The following is a 16,513-nucleotide window of genomic DNA, read 5'->3' on the forward strand; positions in this document are numbered from 1 at the left end:
CTTTTACTTACATTGGACGAAAACCTAAAAACGCAATTTCTCAGCATCTTGATAATTTACTTAAAAAAATAAGTTATGGCTGTTGGTGGCAGGAGCCTACAACAATAGGTGCGTCTTCTCTGGTAGATAAGGTTTATGTTGCATATCCAGATTTAATAGATAAGCGATTGAAATCTAAGGATGTTGTTGGTTTAAGTAGCAGCATGTTTTTGGATGAAGATGTAGTTGAGTTTTCCAAGCTATTGTTATCGACTCACTCCTTAGATATTAAAAGCCTGAAGAACCTTGATGCTGTATTAACTTTGCCACATGAATCGTTATTTGGTGATAATGAGCGTTACCGCTCTCACGTACTAGAAACACTGCATAGGTATGGCGAAAATAGCGCAGTTAAGTATCATCCTCGATATAGTGAATATGACCTGCTTAGACTGGAAGATGAAGGGGTCACTCTATTACCTGCGGAGGCAGCATTTGAAAGTTTATTGATGCTGTTACCTACCAAGACAACTATCATTGGGGATGTTTCCTCGACACTACTAACTACGCGTTGGATTAGGCCTGATCTTAATGTGATCTCGGAAAGTAGAGGGGGGGTGAATAGGAAATTAGAAAACTTATTTAAAGAATTAGATATTCTTATTTCTTGAATAAAGCTTCTGTTTTATAAAATTTAGTTGTTTTCTCTCGTTGTGTTTTAAATCGTTTATGAACCCACATGTATTGGCTTGGTGCTTTGCGAATCCCTGCTTCAATCGCTGCATTTATAAGACTTGCATCTTCGGTTTCCTCACCTGAAGGGAAGCCCTGTACAGCACTAGCCTCAAGGACATAACCTGAATTGTCAGGTTTGCGCCAGCAATCAAGCTTTACCAGAGGTGACTGATTCAATTTGTGCATTTTTGTTGTAGCGACAGTTGTCGCAGCTGATTGGCCAAAAAAAGGCACAAAAACAGTACCTTTACGACCCAGGTCCTGATCCGGGGCATACCAGATACAGCGGTTTTTGCGCATCGCTCGCAGCATCTGACGCGTCTGTTTACGTTCTATCGGTTGGCTGAATCGCTCTCTGCCGGAGGTGAAAAACCACTCCAGCATCGGATTGTTGTGGGCGCGGTACAAGGTACTACAGGGGGCGCCGTGTAGGGAAAACAGTAAACCTGCAAGATCCAGACATGAGAAATGCCAGCCCATCAGGATGACACCGTTGCCCTGTTTCAGATAGTTATCCAGCAGTTCGAAATTTCGAAATTCAGTATTTGAACGAAAAAGATCTTTGTCTTTCCAGTAGGCCCAGCCGGTTTCGATGAGGCCGATACCGTTGTTTTCAAATACTTCCTTAACCCTGTTTTGTTGTTCTTCCTGGCTCAGTTCAGGAAAACAGGTTGCTATATTTACCTGGGTGACATGGCGTCGAGAGGGCATCAGGCGGTAAAGCACACGGCCAAGTGTCCTGCCTATCCGGTAACCTGCGGCTAATGGAAGTGCGCATACCAGCCGTAACAAACCAATACCGAGCCAGAGCCCCCAATATTTTGGTGCTAAAAAATCTGACCAGCTCACTTCTTTATCGCCCACAATCTATCCAGATGCTGTAAAATCAGGCAATTATAATGTTTGCCTCCCCTGAACTCTAGTTCTGATCAGAATGCTGGAGGCTGAATAACTAAGAGTTTGATTAATTGTGAAGACAGATAACAGTATGCAGGTTTATCTTCGGTTACTGCAGTATGTGAAGCAGTACTGGCCTGCCTTTATCGTTAGTGTGGTTGGTTTTGTGATTTATGCGGTATCACAGACAGCTTCGGCCAAATGGCTCGAAGCTTTCGTTGATACGGTTGAGCGGGGAGCGTTTGAAGACCGAATCTGGCTGGCGCTGGCTATACTGGGGATCTTTTTTATCCGGGGTATCGGCACTTTCTTGGGTAATTATGGACTAGCCTATGTTGCCCGTTATGTTATCCATAACCTGAGACTTGATCTGTTTAAGCATCTGATGATTCTGCCTAGCAGTTATTATCATAAAAGCTCAAGTGGGGAGCTGTTAGCCAAGCTTACTTATAATGTTGAGCAGGTCACCGGAGCTGCGACGAACGCACTTAAAATAGCCCTGCGGGAAGGTCTTACTGTTATTGGTTTGTTCGGTTATATGCTTTATCTGAACTGGAAGCTGACGTTATTGTTTTTAGTTATAGGACCGATAGTGGGTGCGATTGTGGGGATTGCTGCCCGTAGAATGCGTGGGATCAGCCGAAATGTGCAGAAAAGTGTTGGGGATATAACCTCATCTGCTGCTGAAGCAATCAAAGGCTATCAGGTGGTTAGAATCTTTGGTGGTAGCCAACTGGAGATTGACCAATTTACTGATGTAAGCCAGCAAAACAGACGGCAAACGATGAAGATGGTTGTGACACAATCGGTTACCACGCCTATCGTGCAGATGCTGGTTGCTGGTGTTATAGCGCTTATGACGTTTTTAGCGATGGATCCCGATCTGATCCAGGAAATGAGTACAGGGCAGTTTATTGCTTTTATTTCTGCTGCTGCATTGATGGCTAAACCGGTTCGTTCATTAACCGAAATAAGTAGCATGATTCAGAAAGGTCTGGCCGCATCTGAAAGTGTTTTTGATGTTGTTGATACCGAGCCAGAAAAAGATAGTGGTACTCTTAAGCTTGAGAACGTTCGCGGTGCTTTGCAATTCGATCATCTCAGTTTTACATATGATTCAGACGGCAAAACTGTTCTTAATGATATCAACTTAAATGTAGCGCCAGGTGAAACCATCGCGCTGGTAGGTAAGTCCGGTAGTGGTAAATCGACTCTGGCTGGATTGTTGCCGCGTTTTTACGATGCCAGTGAAGGTGAAATACTGTTGGATGGTCATAATATCCAGGAGTATTCGCTGGCTAGCCTGCGTAATCAGATCGCCTTGGTTAATCAGCAGGTGATTCTCTTTAATGGCAGCATTGCTGAGAATATTGCCTATGGTGCTATGGCTAATTGTTCAAGAGAGCAGATTGAATCAGCCGCCCAGGCCGCTCACGTGACCGAGTTTGCAAATAACCTGCCTGAAGGTCTTGATACGCTGGTCGGTGAAAATGGTACTTTGTTGTCAGGCGGGCAACGGCAACGTATCGCCATTGCCCGGGCAATTCTGAAAGATGCGCCAATTCTGATTCTTGATGAAGCGACCTCTGCCCTGGATACCGAGTCGGAACGCCATATTCAGGATGCGCTTGAGAATGTTATGCAAGGTCGTACAACGATAGTGATTGCTCACCGACTATCTACAATCGAAAACGCAGACCGGATCATGGTAATGGATGCCGGTCGTATACTCGAGCAGGGCTGCCATGCTGAACTTCTGCAGCAGAACGGTATCTATGCCAACCTCTATCAATTGCAGTTCTCTGAAACTGCGGATCTGCCAGCAACCAAACAACAACCGGATCAGGAATAAATAATATGAAACTGGTAATGCCCCGTTTTGATAAAGCTCAGGTGCTGGTTGTTGGAGATCTGATGCTGGACCGTTACTGGCATGGCCCGACATCCAGAATTTCACCAGAGGCGCCGGTGCCTGTGGTTAAGGTAGATCAACGTGAAGACCGTCCTGGTGGTGCCGCTAACGTTGCGCTTAACATCACGGCATTGGGTGCGGGTGTGTCGCTGGTAGGTATTGTGGGTGAAGATGAAGCCGGGCTAGCTCTGGAACAGCAACTGAGTTCAGCCAGAGTTAACTGTGCATTCTGTATGAGTAATTCTGAGCCGACGATTACCAAACTACGGGTAATGAGTCGTCACCAGCAACTGATTCGACTGGATTTTGAAGAGCGATTTGCGACGGATTACAGTCAGGCTTTACAGCAACAGATTCAGGCTTTACTGAGCAATGTAACAGCGCTGATATTATCGGATTATGATAAAGGGACGCTGAGCGATCCTCAGGTGTTGATTAAGGCTGCCCGTGCGGTAAAAGTTCCGGTACTGGTCGATCCCAAAGGCTCAGATTTTGAACGTTATCGTGGCGCAACCCTGCTGACTCCGAATATGGGTGAGTTTGAAGCGGTTGTCGGGCCTTGCCATACCGAACAGGAGTTGGTGGATAAAGCTCAGCAGCTGGTGACGAAATTGGAGCTTGATGCGTTACTGGTAACCCGAAGCGAGCAAGGGATGACCTTGATAAAGCCTGGTCAGAATGAGGTGCATTATCCTGCGCAAGCACGTGAAGTCTTTGATGTAACCGGTGCCGGAGATACGGTTATCTCTACACTGGCTGCTGCGCTGGCCTCTGGCGAAACCCTCGAAGTGGCTACCGGTCTGGCTAATATTGCCGCGGGTATTGTTGTAGGTAAGCTGGGTACGGCAGCGATCAGTGGGCCGGAATTACGCGGTGCGGTGAATCGGGAACAAGGCTCTGAGCGAGGCGCTGTCAGTGAAGAGCAGTTACTGATCGCGCTGGATGATGCGCGTTCTGCCGGTGAAAAGATCGTTTTCACAAATGGTTGTTTTGATATTTTGCATGCCGGGCATGTGGGGTATCTGGAACAAGCCAGAGCCCAGGGAGATCGTCTGGTACTAGCGATCAATGATGATGATTCGGTTAAACGGCTTAAAGGTGAAGGTCGGCCAATTAATCCGGTAGAGCGTCGTAAAGCGGTGCTGGCTGGATTGGAAGCGGTCGACTGGGTGGTTAGTTTTGCTGAAGATACCCCTGAACGATTGTTGCAGCAGGTTAAGCCTGATGTGTTAGTCAAAGGCGGCGATTACGGACTGGATCAGGTCGTGGGTGCTGAGTTTGTAAAGGGTTATGGTGGTGAGGTGAAAGTGCTTTCATTCCTCGATAATTGCTCAACTACAGCGATAGTTGAAAAAATTCAGAGTAAATAATTTCGCTTTAATCAGTTTTCCTTAGAAATGCTTGGCTTTCTGCTTGGGCGCAAATACTTCACTCAGATGGGTGTTGGCGGGAATTTTTATCGCCTGCACCCGATCTCTTATCAGTTTGTTTAAACTAAAAATTCCTTCCCGGTTGAGTCGGGCCAGCCAGAGGTCTGTGTTCATCACTACGCTGAGCTCGTTAGAAGTCAGATCGTATTGTTCTTCCGCATGTAGCAGCGAAAGCTGATCCGTTCCAGGTAATTCCAGCCTCAGAGGGTAAACTAGCTGTGCCGAGCAGGTCTGTTTATGGATATAGAGAAAAGGATTACCCAGCAACGGCTGGCGGTTGATATAGACCTGAGCTTCGGGAAGCTTCAAAGGGTTACGCCGCTCGCTGAATAGCTGCATGCTGTGTTCAGTATGATATTCCAGTGTGGAATAGGGCTTGATAAGACGCTGAGTATTCAAATCGGTGCGGCAGAACTGTTTGCCTTTCAATAACAGACACTCTTCAACCAGTTCCTGAGCAAGTGTCAGATAGGGATTGGTTAGCTGTTCCAGTGGTACATATCCCGAAGGTAGTTTAAGTACCGCATGGTCGGTGCGTTGTTGGCGAACCAGTACCAGATATTCTTTATTATCCAGCCGCAGATGAATCTGCGCAGAAACGCCGAGATTAGCATATTTACCAGGAATCTTAGGGGTACAGGCCTTGCGGCGCATCTGCATGGTTTCAAAGTCGACAGGAATACCAACCGGTGTGATATTCACCCCCCCGGCAAAAGGTGCAATCTCAATTGCCTGAGTGCGGAATTCGTTAGGATCTTTACTGGCAAGGATCATGCAGTTTCCTTCGTAAAATACCGGCTATTTTCAGTTCTTCCTGAGGCTATTGTATGCTGCTGCAACATTAGCCCGTAGATGATCCGGGTTTATCGTACCGATAATGGCACTGCTGACACCGGGGTGTCCGAATATCAGATCAAAGCTTGCCTGCAGTGGGTTTTCATACTGCTGACTCAAGTGGCCTGAAGCCAATGCTTTTTTAACCAGAATTCCCTTGTTGTTCGTTGCGGCAAAGTCGATAACGGCCAACTCTTCCTGATAATTCAGGTTGTGCGTCACCATAGCAATATCAGAACGTTTAAGGGTTTCGATACCGCCTTCTACCGTTTTACCCGACATGCCTGCCGCTCGAATCTTGCCCTCTTTTTTCAGGTGTTCCAGCTGTTCTAAAATACCGTAGCGTTGGATAATCTCAAGATCATTACCATCGGAGTGCACCAGTACGATATCAATCACATCGGTCTGCAACCGCTGCAGGCTTCTCTCTATACTTAATCTCACATGTTCGGGGGTAAAATCAAAATGTGATTGCCCAGTCTGGTTATTAAACTCTTCGCCTACTTTGCTGCAGATTATCCAATCATTACGCTGTCCCTGAAGCAGAGGCCCTAAACGCTCTTCACTATTGCCATAAGCGGGAGCTGTATCAATCAGGTTGATACCCAGCTCACGGCTCAAAACCAGTAATTCTTGAGCGGCCCGGGTATCCGGTATGGTAAAACTGTCCGGGTATTTTACGCCCTGATCCCGGCCTAGTTTTACCGTACCAAGGCCGATAGGACTAACTTTAATATCAGTGCCAGCAATTACTTCAGGGGTTAACAAAACATTGTCTCCCATACAGGTTCAGCCACTTTTGCTTCAGGTAACTGATTCAGCGTAGCAATATCGGACCGGTATTCAGGAGTGATGTTCTGTTGTTGCAGCAGATCTAATATCTGGTCACTGAGATCGGGTGCCAACGCCAGTTTAGTGGGCCAGCTGATGATGGTATTGCCGAACGATTGGGCGAAAGCTGCATCCGGTCGGGTAAGGGATGATTGTTTTGGCTCAGCCCGGTTTATATGAAAGCTAGCCCAGCGAGCCTCTTTCAGTTCAATCCAGGGTAATAGTTTGCCAAGAATTTTCTGAGCTTCAGCGATCTGTTGTTCGGTTGTACGTTGAACGCCGGTTTCTGCCAGATCCCCCCCCAGATACCACACTTGCTCGCCATTGCGGGTCGGGTGTGTGGTAATAGTCACGACGGGCTTAGTACCACTGCTGATACAGTGAGCAAAGGTTGGCAGAACTGAGCGGTGACGTACCATGACCATATGTAGGGGACGACGTTGCATCTGTAGTTTTTTAATCTGCAGTTCTTGCAACAACTGTTCGCTACCCTCACCTGCAGTGGTGATATAACGCTGTGCGTTGATTTTCAAATTACCCAGAGTAACGCCGCTCACCTGGCCAGATTGTGAATCCAGTTGTATCTTCGTCGACTCTACTTTACGAATATAATCAGCGTAAGGGCTGGCCAGTGCGCTGATGACGGAGGGTACGTCCAGCACAATTTCATTAAGTTTATATAACTGGCCACGAAACGTCGGGTGTTGAAATACCACTGGGCGCTGTTCAGGTGCTATCTGATCAACCCTGCCTTTAAGTGCTTTACTGGCGAAGAAGGTGGTCATCTTAGAGCCAAGAGAGCCCGCCGACCACATATAGTGGGCATCTGATAATACCCGCGCACTGCTCAGATCCAGTTCACCGGTGCCGGCCAGACATTCACGCCAGCGGGCTGGCATATCTGCGATGCTGTTTGATGCCTGAGTCAGGGCACCATTCAACGCATACTTTGTCCCGCCATGGATAATGCCCTGGGAACAAACGCTCTGGCCACCCCCCAGGGTGTTGGTTTCCAGTAAAATAGCATCATAGCCTTGCTGCCGAACCCTGTTTAGCAACCAAAGCCCGGCGATACCGCCGCCGAAAATAACCAGATCTGTATTGATAGTTTGCATGCATAGTCCTGCTGTAGGTGCGCCCATTATACCCTCGGTATCCCGTTCTGATAATGGTAGACTGCTGTTTTACTTGCGGAAACTGATCAACCGTATGGCTCGCTTGCTTTATACACTGGTATTTTATTGTCTGACGCCCATTATTCTTCTAAAGCTTTGGCTGCGGGGGAAGAAAGCGCCTGAGTATCGTTTACGCTGGGCCGAACGCTTTGGTCTTGTTAAATGGTGGCAGGGTGAACGGCCGATCTGGATTCATGCTGTATCTCTGGGCGAGACTATTGCTGTTATACCCCTGGTGGAACGGCTGTTGCAGGAACACCCGGATATACCGGTTATTATCACCAGCATGACACCCACAGGTAGCGCCCGGGTGTTGGCACAATTTGGCGCGCGGGTACAGCACTGCTACTGTCCTTATGATCTGCCGGATGCTCTGAGCCGTTTTCATCAACGGATTCAGCCACGCAGTTGTGTCATTGTTGAAACCGAGCTCTGGCCCAACCTTATTCATAGCTGTAAGCGCAGAGATATACCCGTCTCTGTTATTAATGCACGATTGTCATCCCGTTCTGCCAGGGGTTATGGAAAAGTCAGCTGGTTAAGCCGGCCTATGTTGCAAAACATTAGTCGGATAGCGGTGCAGAACTCTGATGATGGCGAACGCTTTATTGAACTGGGGCTGGGTGCTGAAAAGCTGGAAGTCACCGGCAGTATTAAATTCGATATCTCGGTACCAGCAGACAATGATGAGCGGATTAGTGAGTTACGAGAAGCCTGGGGTTGTGAACGGCCGGTACTCATTGGTGCCAGTACCCATGATAATGAAGATCAGCAACTGCTTGAAATATATACTAACCTCCAGTCTCGTTATAACAATCTGTTGTTGATACTCGTACCCCGCCATCCCGAGCGTTTTGCTGAGGTCTATGATCAGAGTGTTAAAGCGGGCTGGCACACCTGCCGTCGTAGCCTCGGACAATTGCCAACTCATGATTGTCAGGTCTATATAGGCGACACTATGGGTGATCTGATGTTGTTATACGGTGCTGCTGATATCGTGTTTGTCGGCGGCAGTCTAATCGAGCGGGGAGGGCATAACCCGCTGGAACCTGCTGTTCTTTCTAAACCGGTGTTAATGGGCGCCAATTATTTCAATTTTAATCAGATCGTTTCTCATATGGAGCAGGAACTGGCGTTGCAGACTGTGGCTGATAAGCGGGAACTGCAGCGGGCTGTTGCTGAGCTGATCGAACATCCGGAACAAGCCCGGGCAATGGGTATGAGGGGGCGTCAGTGTATCGACGCCAATCGTGGGGCATTAGAAAAACAGCTGCAGTTGGTCAAGCAACTGTCAGGCATATAAGTTCTAGGTTATAAGCTTTAGGTTTAAACCAACAGTCTTAGTCGCTGCTAAGGCGGCGATCCATCTCTTCACACAGCCAGTGGCCGATAAAGATATGAGCCTCCTGAATACGCGCGGTTTCAGTACTGGGTGCTTTAATCAGGTGATCAGCAATCGCTTTTAGTTTACCGCCATCTTCACCGGTCCAGGCCCAGCAAGTCGCGCCTTTTATCTGAGCGGCCTCGATCGCATTAATCACGTTAGTGCTATTGCCAGAGGTGGATAAGCCGATCACCAGATCATTCGGTTGGCAGAGTGCTTCTATCTGTCGCGTAAATACCGAATCAAAGCTGTAATCATTTGAATGTGCAGTAAGAATGGAGCTATCCACGGTTAGTGCGATAGCTGGTAACGCTTTACGCTCGGCTTTATAGCGCACCACAAATTCAGCCGCCAGATGTTGGCTGTCTGCTGCACTACCCCCATTACCCATAAACAGAAGCTTGCCGCCGGCGGTAAAGGTTGCGGCTATCTGTGTAGCCAGTTGCTCAACCTCTGCTCGTATTTCAGGTAATCGGTTGAAGGTTTGCATATGACGTTGCAGGGCGTTTTCAAATGACATCTGAGTATTCCTTACAGCTCAAAACTGAACTGTTCGCCGGCCTGTTCGGTGAATACTTCAGACAGTACAGCGTTTAACGTTGCGCCGTCACTGTCTCGTATCCAGCTATCCGTATCAACAGAGTAATCGAAGTGAAAGCCGCCGCTACGAGCTGCGAGCCATAACTGCTTAACCGGAGTCTGGCGGGTAAAAATAATCTGCGATTTGTTTTCACAGATAACGGTCAGAACGCCGCCATTATTGATGAAATCAATGTCAGTTTCAGCATCGTCGAGAATATCTTCGACAGCGGTCAGGGTGTCATCCACTTTCTGGTTAAATTCAGATTCGTTCATCAGTTAGCTCTGTAGCTGCAATTTATCGTTGTGACAGAGTATATAGCAGTTCTTTCAGCTACTCATCATTGGCGTGGTCCAGCAGAACGCTGCTCACTCTGTTTCTGCCGGACTGCTTAGCTTTAAGCAGTTCCTTATCTGCCAGCTCTAGTAACTGGAAAGGCGTTTGCCGCGTAATTATTTCGACGGTCGAAATGCCTATGCTTAAAGTAATAGCAGGTAACTTTTGATTACTTTGGGAGGCTAGCTGTTGTTGGATTTTTTTGGCTACAAATAGAGCTCCCTGATGATCCGTTTCTGGTAATAGTAGAATAAATTCTTCGCCACCATAACGGAACGCTTTGTCACCAGGGCGTTTAATATGTTGTCCGATTGTCAGGGCAGTGGTTCGTAAACAATCATCTCCGGCAAGATGGCCATAGCTATCGTTGTACTGCTTGAAATAATCGATATCCATCATTAATAATGAGAGAGATCGTTTAGATCGCGTCGCTCTGAGCCACTCAAGTTCCAGTTGATGCTCAAGCTCGCGACGATTATAAAGGCCGGTCAGGTGATCTTTATTTGATTGTTGTTGTAGCTGATCGGTCAGACGCTTCAGGCTGATCAGTCGGCTGATCCGCGAAACGATTATCTGGCTTGGAACGTCTGGGTGCAGGTAGTCGTTATAGCCCAGCTGACAAGACTGTGTGTGTTCAGCAGAACAGTATTGTTTGCTTAGCATGATTGTAGAAAGGTGTTGTAAAGAGCGCTGCTGTATGACCTGCAGGCAGCGTTGATTGTCACCATTGTCAGGGGGGCCAGTAAAGAGTACAAGATCGATAGTTTCAGGGCTGTCTAAAAATTCCACAAATGTTTCTGAGCCGGAGATAACCCGCAAGTCATAATCATTTCGTAGTGGCTGAATTAACGGCCAGTATTCCGTCATGGAGCCGAGCAAGACTATAATCGGGCGAGGTTTGAAACTGCAGCTGGCGATAGTATGTAAGGGCTGACGACCCGGTTGAGTCAGATAACTCAGAATATCCTCTTTACTGGCTAGGCCCAGCAGCGGTTGTCCTTCAGGATGGTGCATCACCGGGATACGTTTATCGTAGTTGCTTTGTTGCCAAAGGTCCTGCCATTCATCCAGCTGCTTTTGCGTTTGCGGGCCGGGAATAGGTAAAGGGTGATCGAGTTGTTCTAACAGTGATTGCAGTGTTTCGGTTTTCGATATATCCAGTCCTGAGCACCACAAAGCCCGGTACACCAGCGTGCGGAATTGTTGAGCTAGTTGAGCACTGAACTGCCTGAGTGATTCAGTGATCTGATTAGCTTGCCGGGTATTTGGTCTGTTAGGAGGCAGAGCTATAGTCAGATCCGGTGCGCGATGGCGCACTGTAGCAACTTCATTGGTGAGCTCCACCTGATCGTCAGTAGTACAGACATTACTAGTTACATCCGGTGCGTGTTGAATTAAGCGCCATTCAGTCAGATCCTGGCGTTCATCGGCTTGCAGATGCTCATGTAGTGCATAACAGAACGGACAATTGTAATCGCCATAGATAACAACTTTAAGATCAGTAATTGATGGCATGATCCCCAGAAACCTCTGTATCTGAATCCTAATAATAGGTAGATGATGTTGCGACTTGCAAGTTATCTTTAGTAATGCCGTCTGTATGCGGTATACGCAGGTACTCATCATGGCGGCAGCGCTGTATAATCGGCTTATTAACTTCAGATCAGGAATTTAAAACGTGAAAGCTTGTTGGATAGCGATCTTTTTTAGTGCTCTGTTAATCAGTGGATGTGGTCAAAAAGGACCGCTCTATCTGCCCTCTGATGCACCGCAGCAGACACAACTACAGTCACAACAGTAATTTAACCTTTTCTGACCCGATATATTTAAACAGTTGAAGACCATGGATAATTTTGAATACCTGAATGGCCGCCTGTGCGCCGAAGAAGTACCGGTAACCCGTATCGCTGAAGAGTACGGTACACCAACCTATATCTATTCCCGGGATGCACTGGAACGTGCTTATCTTGATTATGCGCAGGCGCTTGAAGGCCGTGATGCGTTGGTTTGTTATGCGGTGAAAGCTAATTCTAATATCGGTGTGCTGAATGTTCTGGCTCGCCTGGGTGCTGGCTTTGATATTGTTTCAGTGGGTGAGCTGGAGCGGGTGATTAAGGCGGGTGGCGACCCGGCTAAAGTTGTTTTTTCCGGTGTGGCTAAGCGTGAAGGCGAGATGCGCCGCGCTTTGGAAGCGGGTATTCACTGTTTTAATATTGAATCTGAAGCGGAACTTGACCGGTTGAATAAGGTTGCTGCTGAGCTGGATAAAGTCGCGGCAATTTCATTAAGGGTTAATCCCGATGTGGATGCAGGTACCCATCCGTATATTTCAACAGGGCTGAAAGATAATAAGTTTGGTGTGGCGATAGAAGATGCCGCGCGTATCTATGCTTATGCGAATAGCCTGAGTCATCTGGATGTACAAGGTGTGGATTGTCATATCGGCTCTCAGCTAACAGAGATTGCGCCGTTCCTGGACGCGCTGGATCGTTTGCTGGTACTGATCGATACCCTGGCTAGTGAGGGTATTACTATTAAACATCTGGATCTGGGTGGTGGCCTGGGTGTTTGCTATACCGATGAAGTACCGCCAACACCTCAGGAATATATCGCTGCAGTGATTGAAAGGCTGGGTGATCGGCCACTGAAGTTGATTTTCGAACCGGGCCGTTCGATCGCCGCTAATGCCGGTATCATGATCACTAAGGTCGAGTTCCTGAAATGTACTGAGCATAAAAACTTCGCCATTATTGATGGTGCAATGAACGACCTGATACGTCCGGCGTTGTATAGCGCTTACATGGAAATTATTCCGGTTGAAGTACGAGAAGGGGAAAGCCGTAGTTTTGATCTGGTAGGCCCGGTATGTGAGTCCGGCGATTTCCTGGGTAAAGATCGACAGCTAAACCTGGAAGCCGGTGATCTGTTAGCTGTTTGCTCGGCCGGTGCATATGGTTTCGGCATGAGCTCAAACTATAATACCCGAAATCGTGCAGCGGAGGTGATGGTGGATGATAACCAAATCCATCTGATCCGTAAGCGGGAAACCGTTGTCGATCAGCTGCGTGGTGAATCAGTTTTACCGGGTTAGTCTCTGAAAAAAGGGCTGAGATTAAACTTTTCTCAGCGCTAACAGAGACCCCGAATATAGAGGCAAATGCTGTCTTAACAGCAACGCCTGGCGAGAGAGATATGTTAGTTCGATTTACAAAAATGCATGGTCTGGGTAACGATTTTCTGGTGCTGGATACCATCACCCAGAAAGTTAAAGTGAACTCAGCGCTAGTGGCGCGTCTGGCGGACCGTAATTTTGGCGTGGGCTTTGATCAGATGCTGATAGTAGAGCCGCCGGGCAATCCTGATATGGATTTCCGTTATCGTATTTTTAATGCCGATGGCAGTGAAGTTGAGCATTGCGGTAACGGTGCACGTTGTTTTGCTAAGTTTGTTCGGGATAAGCGACTCACCGCTAAGGAAACCGTTGCGGTTGAAACTGAGAAGGGGCCTATCTACCTGACGATTACTGAAGACAAGCAGGTAGTCGTTGATATGGGCGTGCCCGTTTTGGAGCCCCAGCAGATCCCTTTCAGTGCTGATCAGGCTGCAGCCACCTATCCAATCGATGTCGATGGTCAGGCGGTTCAGATCAGTGCGGTTTCTATGGGTAACCCTCATGGTGTACTGGTGGTAGATGCGGTTGATACGGCGCCGGTTGAAAGCTGGGGGCCTGAGCTGGAACGGCATCCCAAGTTTCCAGCCAAAGCGAATATCGGTTTTATGGAAGTGATCAGCGGTGCTGAGATCCGGTTAAGGGTTTTTGAACGTGGCGCAGGAGAGACACTGGCTTGTGGCACGGGGGCCTGTGCTGCCGTTGTCGCCGGACGTTTACGTGGTCTGCTGAATGAAGAAGTGACAGTACATCTGCCCGGTGGCACACTGCATATTGAATGGGCTGGCGCAGGCGAGCCCCTGAGAATGACAGGACCGGCAACAACCGTCTATGAAGGACAGATTTTCCTATGAGCGAATTAAAGCCAGAAGCGACCAGTGCAACTGAAAATGGACATCTAGCCCTGAATGCTGAACAGGTAGCTGAATACCTGAAACAGCATCCGGACTTTTTTACTGGCAATGAGCATCTGCTGGAAAAACTGTATGTCCCTCATCAGCGTGGTAATACGGTTTCTCTGGTTGAGCGTCAGACCAGTCTGTTACGGGAGAAAAACCGTGAACTGCATGATTACCTTGGAGATCTGGTCGGTGTAGCCCGGGAAAATGATATCCAGTTCACAAAAACTAAAAAAATGATTCTGGCACTGCTGGATGCTGAAACACTGGATGATGTTGCCGTCGCTATCGATGAGAGCCTGTGTCAGGATTTTCACAGCGATACCACTGCGCTGCTACTCTTTAGTGAACATGCTGAAGAGCAGAATAATTTGCATCTGATTAAGCGTGAAGATGCTGCAGCGATTGATGGGCTGGTGGATCAGTCACAGACCCGCTGTGGTAATTTGTCAGAGTTACAGAACCAGTTACTGTTTAAAGAACATGCTTTTAAGGTTAAATCTGCGGCGGCAGTACCTTTGGTGAAGGGCGAAACACTAGGTTTACTGGCCATTGGTAGCTTTGATCCGACCTACTTTCAAAGCAATCAGGGAACTCTGTTCCTGGATTATATTGGTCAGGCAGTAAGTCGGATTGTCTCGCCGATGTTACGGAACACTCAGGCCTGAAAATGAAAACCGCGGATGCTGCTCTGGATGGATTTTATCTCTATCTGGGCAGCGAGCGTCAGCTATCCCGCCATACACTCAGTAATTACCGCCGTGACCTGACCCGCCTGCAGGAATATCTGCAGCACAGTACTCTGTTTCCTGATGGCAAGGTGAACTGGGCCAAAGTTGAAACGAAACAGATTCGCAACTTTGTCGGCTGGGTGCATCGGGAAGGGCTGTCGGGAAAAAGTATTCAGCGGCTACTGTCGGCCATACGTAGTTTTTATAAATACCTGCATCGCGAAGGCCTGGTACATCAAAACCCTGCACTGGGGGTACAGGCACCTAAAAGTCCCCGTAAACTCCCGCAAACACTGGATGTTGATCAGCTTAATCAGTTGCTTGAATCGGAGGCTACTGATGATCCACTGGAGTGCCGTGATCAGGCGATGATGGAACTGATCTATTCGTCGGGGTTGCGATTGTCTGAATTGGTTAGTCTCGATCTGCATAGTATTGACTGGCAAGATGCCAGCTTAAGGGTTGTGGGTAAGGGAAGCAAAGAACGGTTATTACCTATAGGCGGTAAAGCGATGCAGGCAATAGATTGCTGGCTTAATCTGCGTGATAGCCTGGCCCGACCGGAAGAGATGGCCCTGTTTGTGAGTAAGCGGGGTACCCGGATAAGTACCAGAAGCGTGCAGTTACGGATCGACCGACGGGGTAAAATGCAGCATACTCAAGGTAAAGTTTATCCACACAGACTTCGTCACTCCTTTGCCAGCCATATGCTGGAATCCAGTGGTGATCTGCGGGCAGTACAGGAGCTACTGGGTCATTCAGATATATCGACGACTCAGATCTATACTCATCTGGACTTCCGGCACCTGATGGATGTTTATGAAAAAGCCCATCCAAGGGCTCACAAGCAGACTGAAAATAACGATGATTAAATGTATAACCTTTGATCTGGACGATACTCTCTGGGCAGTTAACCCGGTAATCGTTGCCGCGAATAAAACCCTCTATGGCTGGCTCAGTGAAAATGCTGAAGCCTTTGTTAAATGTCATCAGCTAAGGGACTTCGAAAGCCTTAAGCAGCAAGCACTGCAGACGTTTCCTGATATCGGCCACAGTGTCACTATGATTCGGATGAAGCAGTTGGAAATTGGCTTGTTGCAGGCGGGTTATCCACAGGAGCAAGCGTTGGCACTCGCCCACCAGGCCTTTGAAGTCTTTATCGAAGCACGTAATCAGGTCGAGTTGTTTGAGCATGCCAGAACGATGCTGGAAAAGCTCAAACAGGCGGGCTATATGATTGGGGCACTGAGCAATGGCAATGCGGATGTCAATCGGGTAGGTCTCGGTGACCTGTTTGATTTCGCCCTCAATGCCGATGGTGTGGGTAAAGAGAAACCCCATCCATTGATGTTTGAACTGATGCTGGAACAGAATGGATTGCGGCCCGAGCAGGTCATCCATATCGGAGATAACCCTCATCATGATATCGAAGGTGCGAAGAACGCCGGCCTTTGGACTATCTGGGTCAATCTGGATAACCGTCACTGGCCTGATGGCCTTCCGGCGGATCAGGATGTTGGCTGTCTGGGTGAGATACCCGATGCTGTCGCTGAGATTTCAGTGCGGGCAACACAGCGAGTTACGCTTTAATATTTATCAGAATACATATTTAGACAGGCAG

General features: G+C 48.0%; 17 protein-coding genes. 10 read left to right on the forward strand and 7 right to left on the reverse strand.

Translation table 11 applies throughout. From position 1 onward, the window contains the following. A partial coding sequence (locus EHS89_RS21165; RefSeq protein WP_211340370.1) for a polysialyltransferase family glycosyltransferase occupies positions 1-650 on the forward strand: 650 nt, incomplete at its 5' end. Here the strand turns inward: EHS89_RS21165 and EHS89_RS18255 are convergent. Next, positions 640-1,578 carry a lysophospholipid acyltransferase family protein gene (locus EHS89_RS18255; protein WP_229753579.1) on the reverse strand — a complete coding sequence of 313 codons (939 nt, stop codon included), beginning with the start codon at positions 1,576-1,578 and terminating at the stop codon, positions 640-642. The two genes, EHS89_RS21165 and EHS89_RS18255, sit on opposite strands and share 11 nt — an antisense overlap. Positions 1,579-1,702: 124 nt before the next feature. On the opposite strand from EHS89_RS18255, the gene msbA reads away from it, so the two are divergent. Beyond that, positions 1,703-3,463 carry a lipid A export permease/ATP-binding protein MsbA gene (msbA, locus tag EHS89_RS18260; protein WP_124927611.1) on the forward strand — a complete coding sequence of 587 codons (1,761 nt, stop codon included), beginning with the start codon at positions 1,703-1,705 and terminating at the stop codon, positions 3,461-3,463. A 5-nt stretch (positions 3,464-3,468) separates the two neighbouring features. Further along, positions 3,469-4,893 (forward strand): bifunctional D-glycero-beta-D-manno-heptose-7-phosphate kinase/D-glycero-beta-D-manno-heptose 1-phosphate adenylyltransferase HldE, encoded by a 1,425-nt coding sequence (gene hldE / locus EHS89_RS18265; protein WP_124927612.1) that lies wholly within the window; start codon positions 3,469-3,471, stop codon positions 4,891-4,893. Positions 4,894-4,914: 21 nt separating this feature from the next. Here hldE and EHS89_RS18270 read toward each other — a convergent pair whose 3' ends face one another. From EHS89_RS18270 to EHS89_RS18280, 3 genes are read right to left on the reverse strand one after another with little or no spacing between them, the layout of a single operon-like run. Then, positions 4,915-5,727 carry a hypothetical protein gene (locus EHS89_RS18270; RefSeq protein WP_124927613.1) on the reverse strand — a complete coding sequence of 271 codons (813 nt, stop codon included), beginning with the start codon at positions 5,725-5,727 and terminating at the stop codon, positions 4,915-4,917. A gap of 30 nt (positions 5,728-5,757) precedes the next feature. Beyond that, positions 5,758-6,570 (reverse strand): aldo/keto reductase, encoded by an 813-nt coding sequence (locus EHS89_RS18275; RefSeq protein ID WP_124927614.1) that lies wholly within the window; start codon positions 6,568-6,570, stop codon positions 5,758-5,760. Further along, a complete protein-coding gene (locus EHS89_RS18280; RefSeq protein WP_124927615.1) occupies positions 6,549-7,733 on the reverse strand; it encodes an FAD-dependent oxidoreductase in 1,185 nt (394 codons plus the stop codon). The genes EHS89_RS18275 and EHS89_RS18280 overlap by 22 nt, the downstream gene beginning before the upstream one ends. On the opposite strand from EHS89_RS18280, the gene waaA reads away from it, so the two are divergent. Continuing rightward, positions 7,732-9,096, forward strand: a complete 1,365-nt coding sequence (gene waaA, locus EHS89_RS18285) for a lipid IV(A) 3-deoxy-D-manno-octulosonic acid transferase (RefSeq protein ID WP_229753580.1) — start codon at positions 7,732-7,734, stop codon at positions 9,094-9,096. The two genes, EHS89_RS18280 and waaA, sit on opposite strands and share 2 nt — an antisense overlap. Before the next feature lie 37 nt (positions 9,097-9,133). Here waaA and EHS89_RS18290 read toward each other — a convergent pair whose 3' ends face one another. From EHS89_RS18290 to EHS89_RS18300, 3 genes are read right to left on the reverse strand one after another with little or no spacing between them, the layout of a single operon-like run. After that, positions 9,134-9,697: a D-sedoheptulose-7-phosphate isomerase gene (locus tag EHS89_RS18290; RefSeq protein ID WP_124927616.1), complete on the reverse strand. Its 564-nt coding sequence runs from the start codon at positions 9,695-9,697 to the stop codon at positions 9,134-9,136. 11 nt (positions 9,698-9,708) lie between these two features. Next, positions 9,709-10,032, reverse strand: coding sequence for an iron donor protein CyaY (gene cyaY, locus EHS89_RS18295; protein ID WP_124927617.1), 324 nt, complete (start codon positions 10,030-10,032; stop codon positions 9,709-9,711). A gap of 58 nt (positions 10,033-10,090) precedes the next feature. After that, the gene (locus EHS89_RS18300) at positions 10,091-11,608 is read right to left on the reverse strand and encodes a diguanylate cyclase (protein ID WP_170167548.1); all 1,518 of its coding nucleotides are present in this window, start codon (positions 11,606-11,608) and stop codon (positions 10,091-10,093) included. A 163-nt stretch (positions 11,609-11,771) separates the two neighbouring features. Between EHS89_RS18300 and lptM the strand changes: the two genes are divergently transcribed. The 6 genes from lptM to EHS89_RS18330 all read left to right on the forward strand — a co-directional run bounded on the left by lptM (position 11,772) and on the right by EHS89_RS18330 (position 16,482). Next, positions 11,772-11,894 (forward strand): LPS translocon maturation chaperone LptM, encoded by a 123-nt coding sequence (gene lptM, locus EHS89_RS18305; RefSeq protein WP_124927619.1) that lies wholly within the window; start codon positions 11,772-11,774, stop codon positions 11,892-11,894. Between the two features lie 42 nt (positions 11,895-11,936). Further along, positions 11,937-13,184: a diaminopimelate decarboxylase gene (lysA, locus tag EHS89_RS18310; RefSeq protein WP_124927620.1), complete on the forward strand. Its 1,248-nt coding sequence runs from the start codon at positions 11,937-11,939 to the stop codon at positions 13,182-13,184. A 101-nt stretch (positions 13,185-13,285) separates the two neighbouring features. Continuing rightward, positions 13,286-14,116, forward strand: a complete 831-nt coding sequence (dapF, locus tag EHS89_RS18315) for a diaminopimelate epimerase (RefSeq protein WP_124927621.1) — start codon at positions 13,286-13,288, stop codon at positions 14,114-14,116. After that, the gene (locus tag EHS89_RS18320; protein WP_124927622.1) at positions 14,113-14,829 is read left to right on the forward strand and encodes a DUF484 family protein; all 717 of its coding nucleotides are present in this window, start codon (positions 14,113-14,115) and stop codon (positions 14,827-14,829) included. The genes dapF and EHS89_RS18320 overlap by 4 nt, the downstream gene beginning before the upstream one ends. Before the next feature lie 2 nt (positions 14,830-14,831). Then, entirely contained in the window at positions 14,832-15,764 is a 933-nt protein-coding gene (gene xerC / locus EHS89_RS18325; protein ID WP_124927623.1) for a tyrosine recombinase XerC, read from the forward strand. After that, positions 15,757-16,482: an HAD family hydrolase gene (locus EHS89_RS18330; protein WP_124927624.1), complete on the forward strand. Its 726-nt coding sequence runs from the start codon at positions 15,757-15,759 to the stop codon at positions 16,480-16,482. Before xerC ends, EHS89_RS18330 begins: the two co-directional genes overlap by 8 nt. Positions 16,483-16,513: the final 31 nt, after the last annotated feature.

Source organism: Amphritea balenae (genome assembly GCF_003858655.1).
GTDB lineage: Bacteria > Pseudomonadota > Gammaproteobacteria > Pseudomonadales > Balneatricaceae > Amphritea > Amphritea balenae.

Coding starts and splice junctions, on each gene's coding strand:
- EHS89_RS18330 (WP_124927624.1), top strand. CDS start 15,757: ATGATTAAATGTATAACCTTTGATCTGGACGATACTCTCTGGGCAGTT.
- EHS89_RS18320 (WP_124927622.1), top strand. CDS start 14,113: ATGAGCGAATTAAAGCCAGAAGCGACCAGTGCAACTGAAAATGGACAT.
- xerC (WP_124927623.1), top strand. CDS start 14,832: ATGAAAACCGCGGATGCTGCTCTGGATGGATTTTATCTCTATCTGGGC.
- EHS89_RS18275 (WP_124927614.1), bottom strand. CDS start 6,570: ATGGGAGACAATGTTTTGTTAACCCCTGAAGTAATTGCTGGCACTGAT.
- EHS89_RS18300 (WP_170167548.1), bottom strand. CDS start 11,608: ATGCCATCAATTACTGATCTTAAAGTTGTTATCTATGGCGATTACAAT.
- EHS89_RS18290 (WP_124927616.1), bottom strand. CDS start 9,697: ATGTCATTTGAAAACGCCCTGCAACGTCATATGCAAACCTTCAACCGA.
- lysA (WP_124927620.1), top strand. CDS start 11,937: ATGGATAATTTTGAATACCTGAATGGCCGCCTGTGCGCCGAAGAAGTA.
- cyaY (WP_124927617.1), bottom strand. CDS start 10,032: ATGAACGAATCTGAATTTAACCAGAAAGTGGATGACACCCTGACCGCT.
- waaA (WP_229753580.1), top strand. CDS start 7,732: ATGCATAGTCCTGCTGTAGGTGCGCCCATTATACCCTCGGTATCCCGT.
- msbA (WP_124927611.1), top strand. CDS start 1,703: ATGCAGGTTTATCTTCGGTTACTGCAGTATGTGAAGCAGTACTGGCCT.
- EHS89_RS18280 (WP_124927615.1), bottom strand. CDS start 7,733: ATGCAAACTATCAATACAGATCTGGTTATTTTCGGCGGCGGTATCGCC.
- EHS89_RS18270 (WP_124927613.1), bottom strand. CDS start 5,727: ATGATCCTTGCCAGTAAAGATCCTAACGAATTCCGCACTCAGGCAATT.
- dapF (WP_124927621.1), top strand. CDS start 13,286: ATGTTAGTTCGATTTACAAAAATGCATGGTCTGGGTAACGATTTTCTG.
- hldE (WP_124927612.1), top strand. CDS start 3,469: ATGAAACTGGTAATGCCCCGTTTTGATAAAGCTCAGGTGCTGGTTGTT.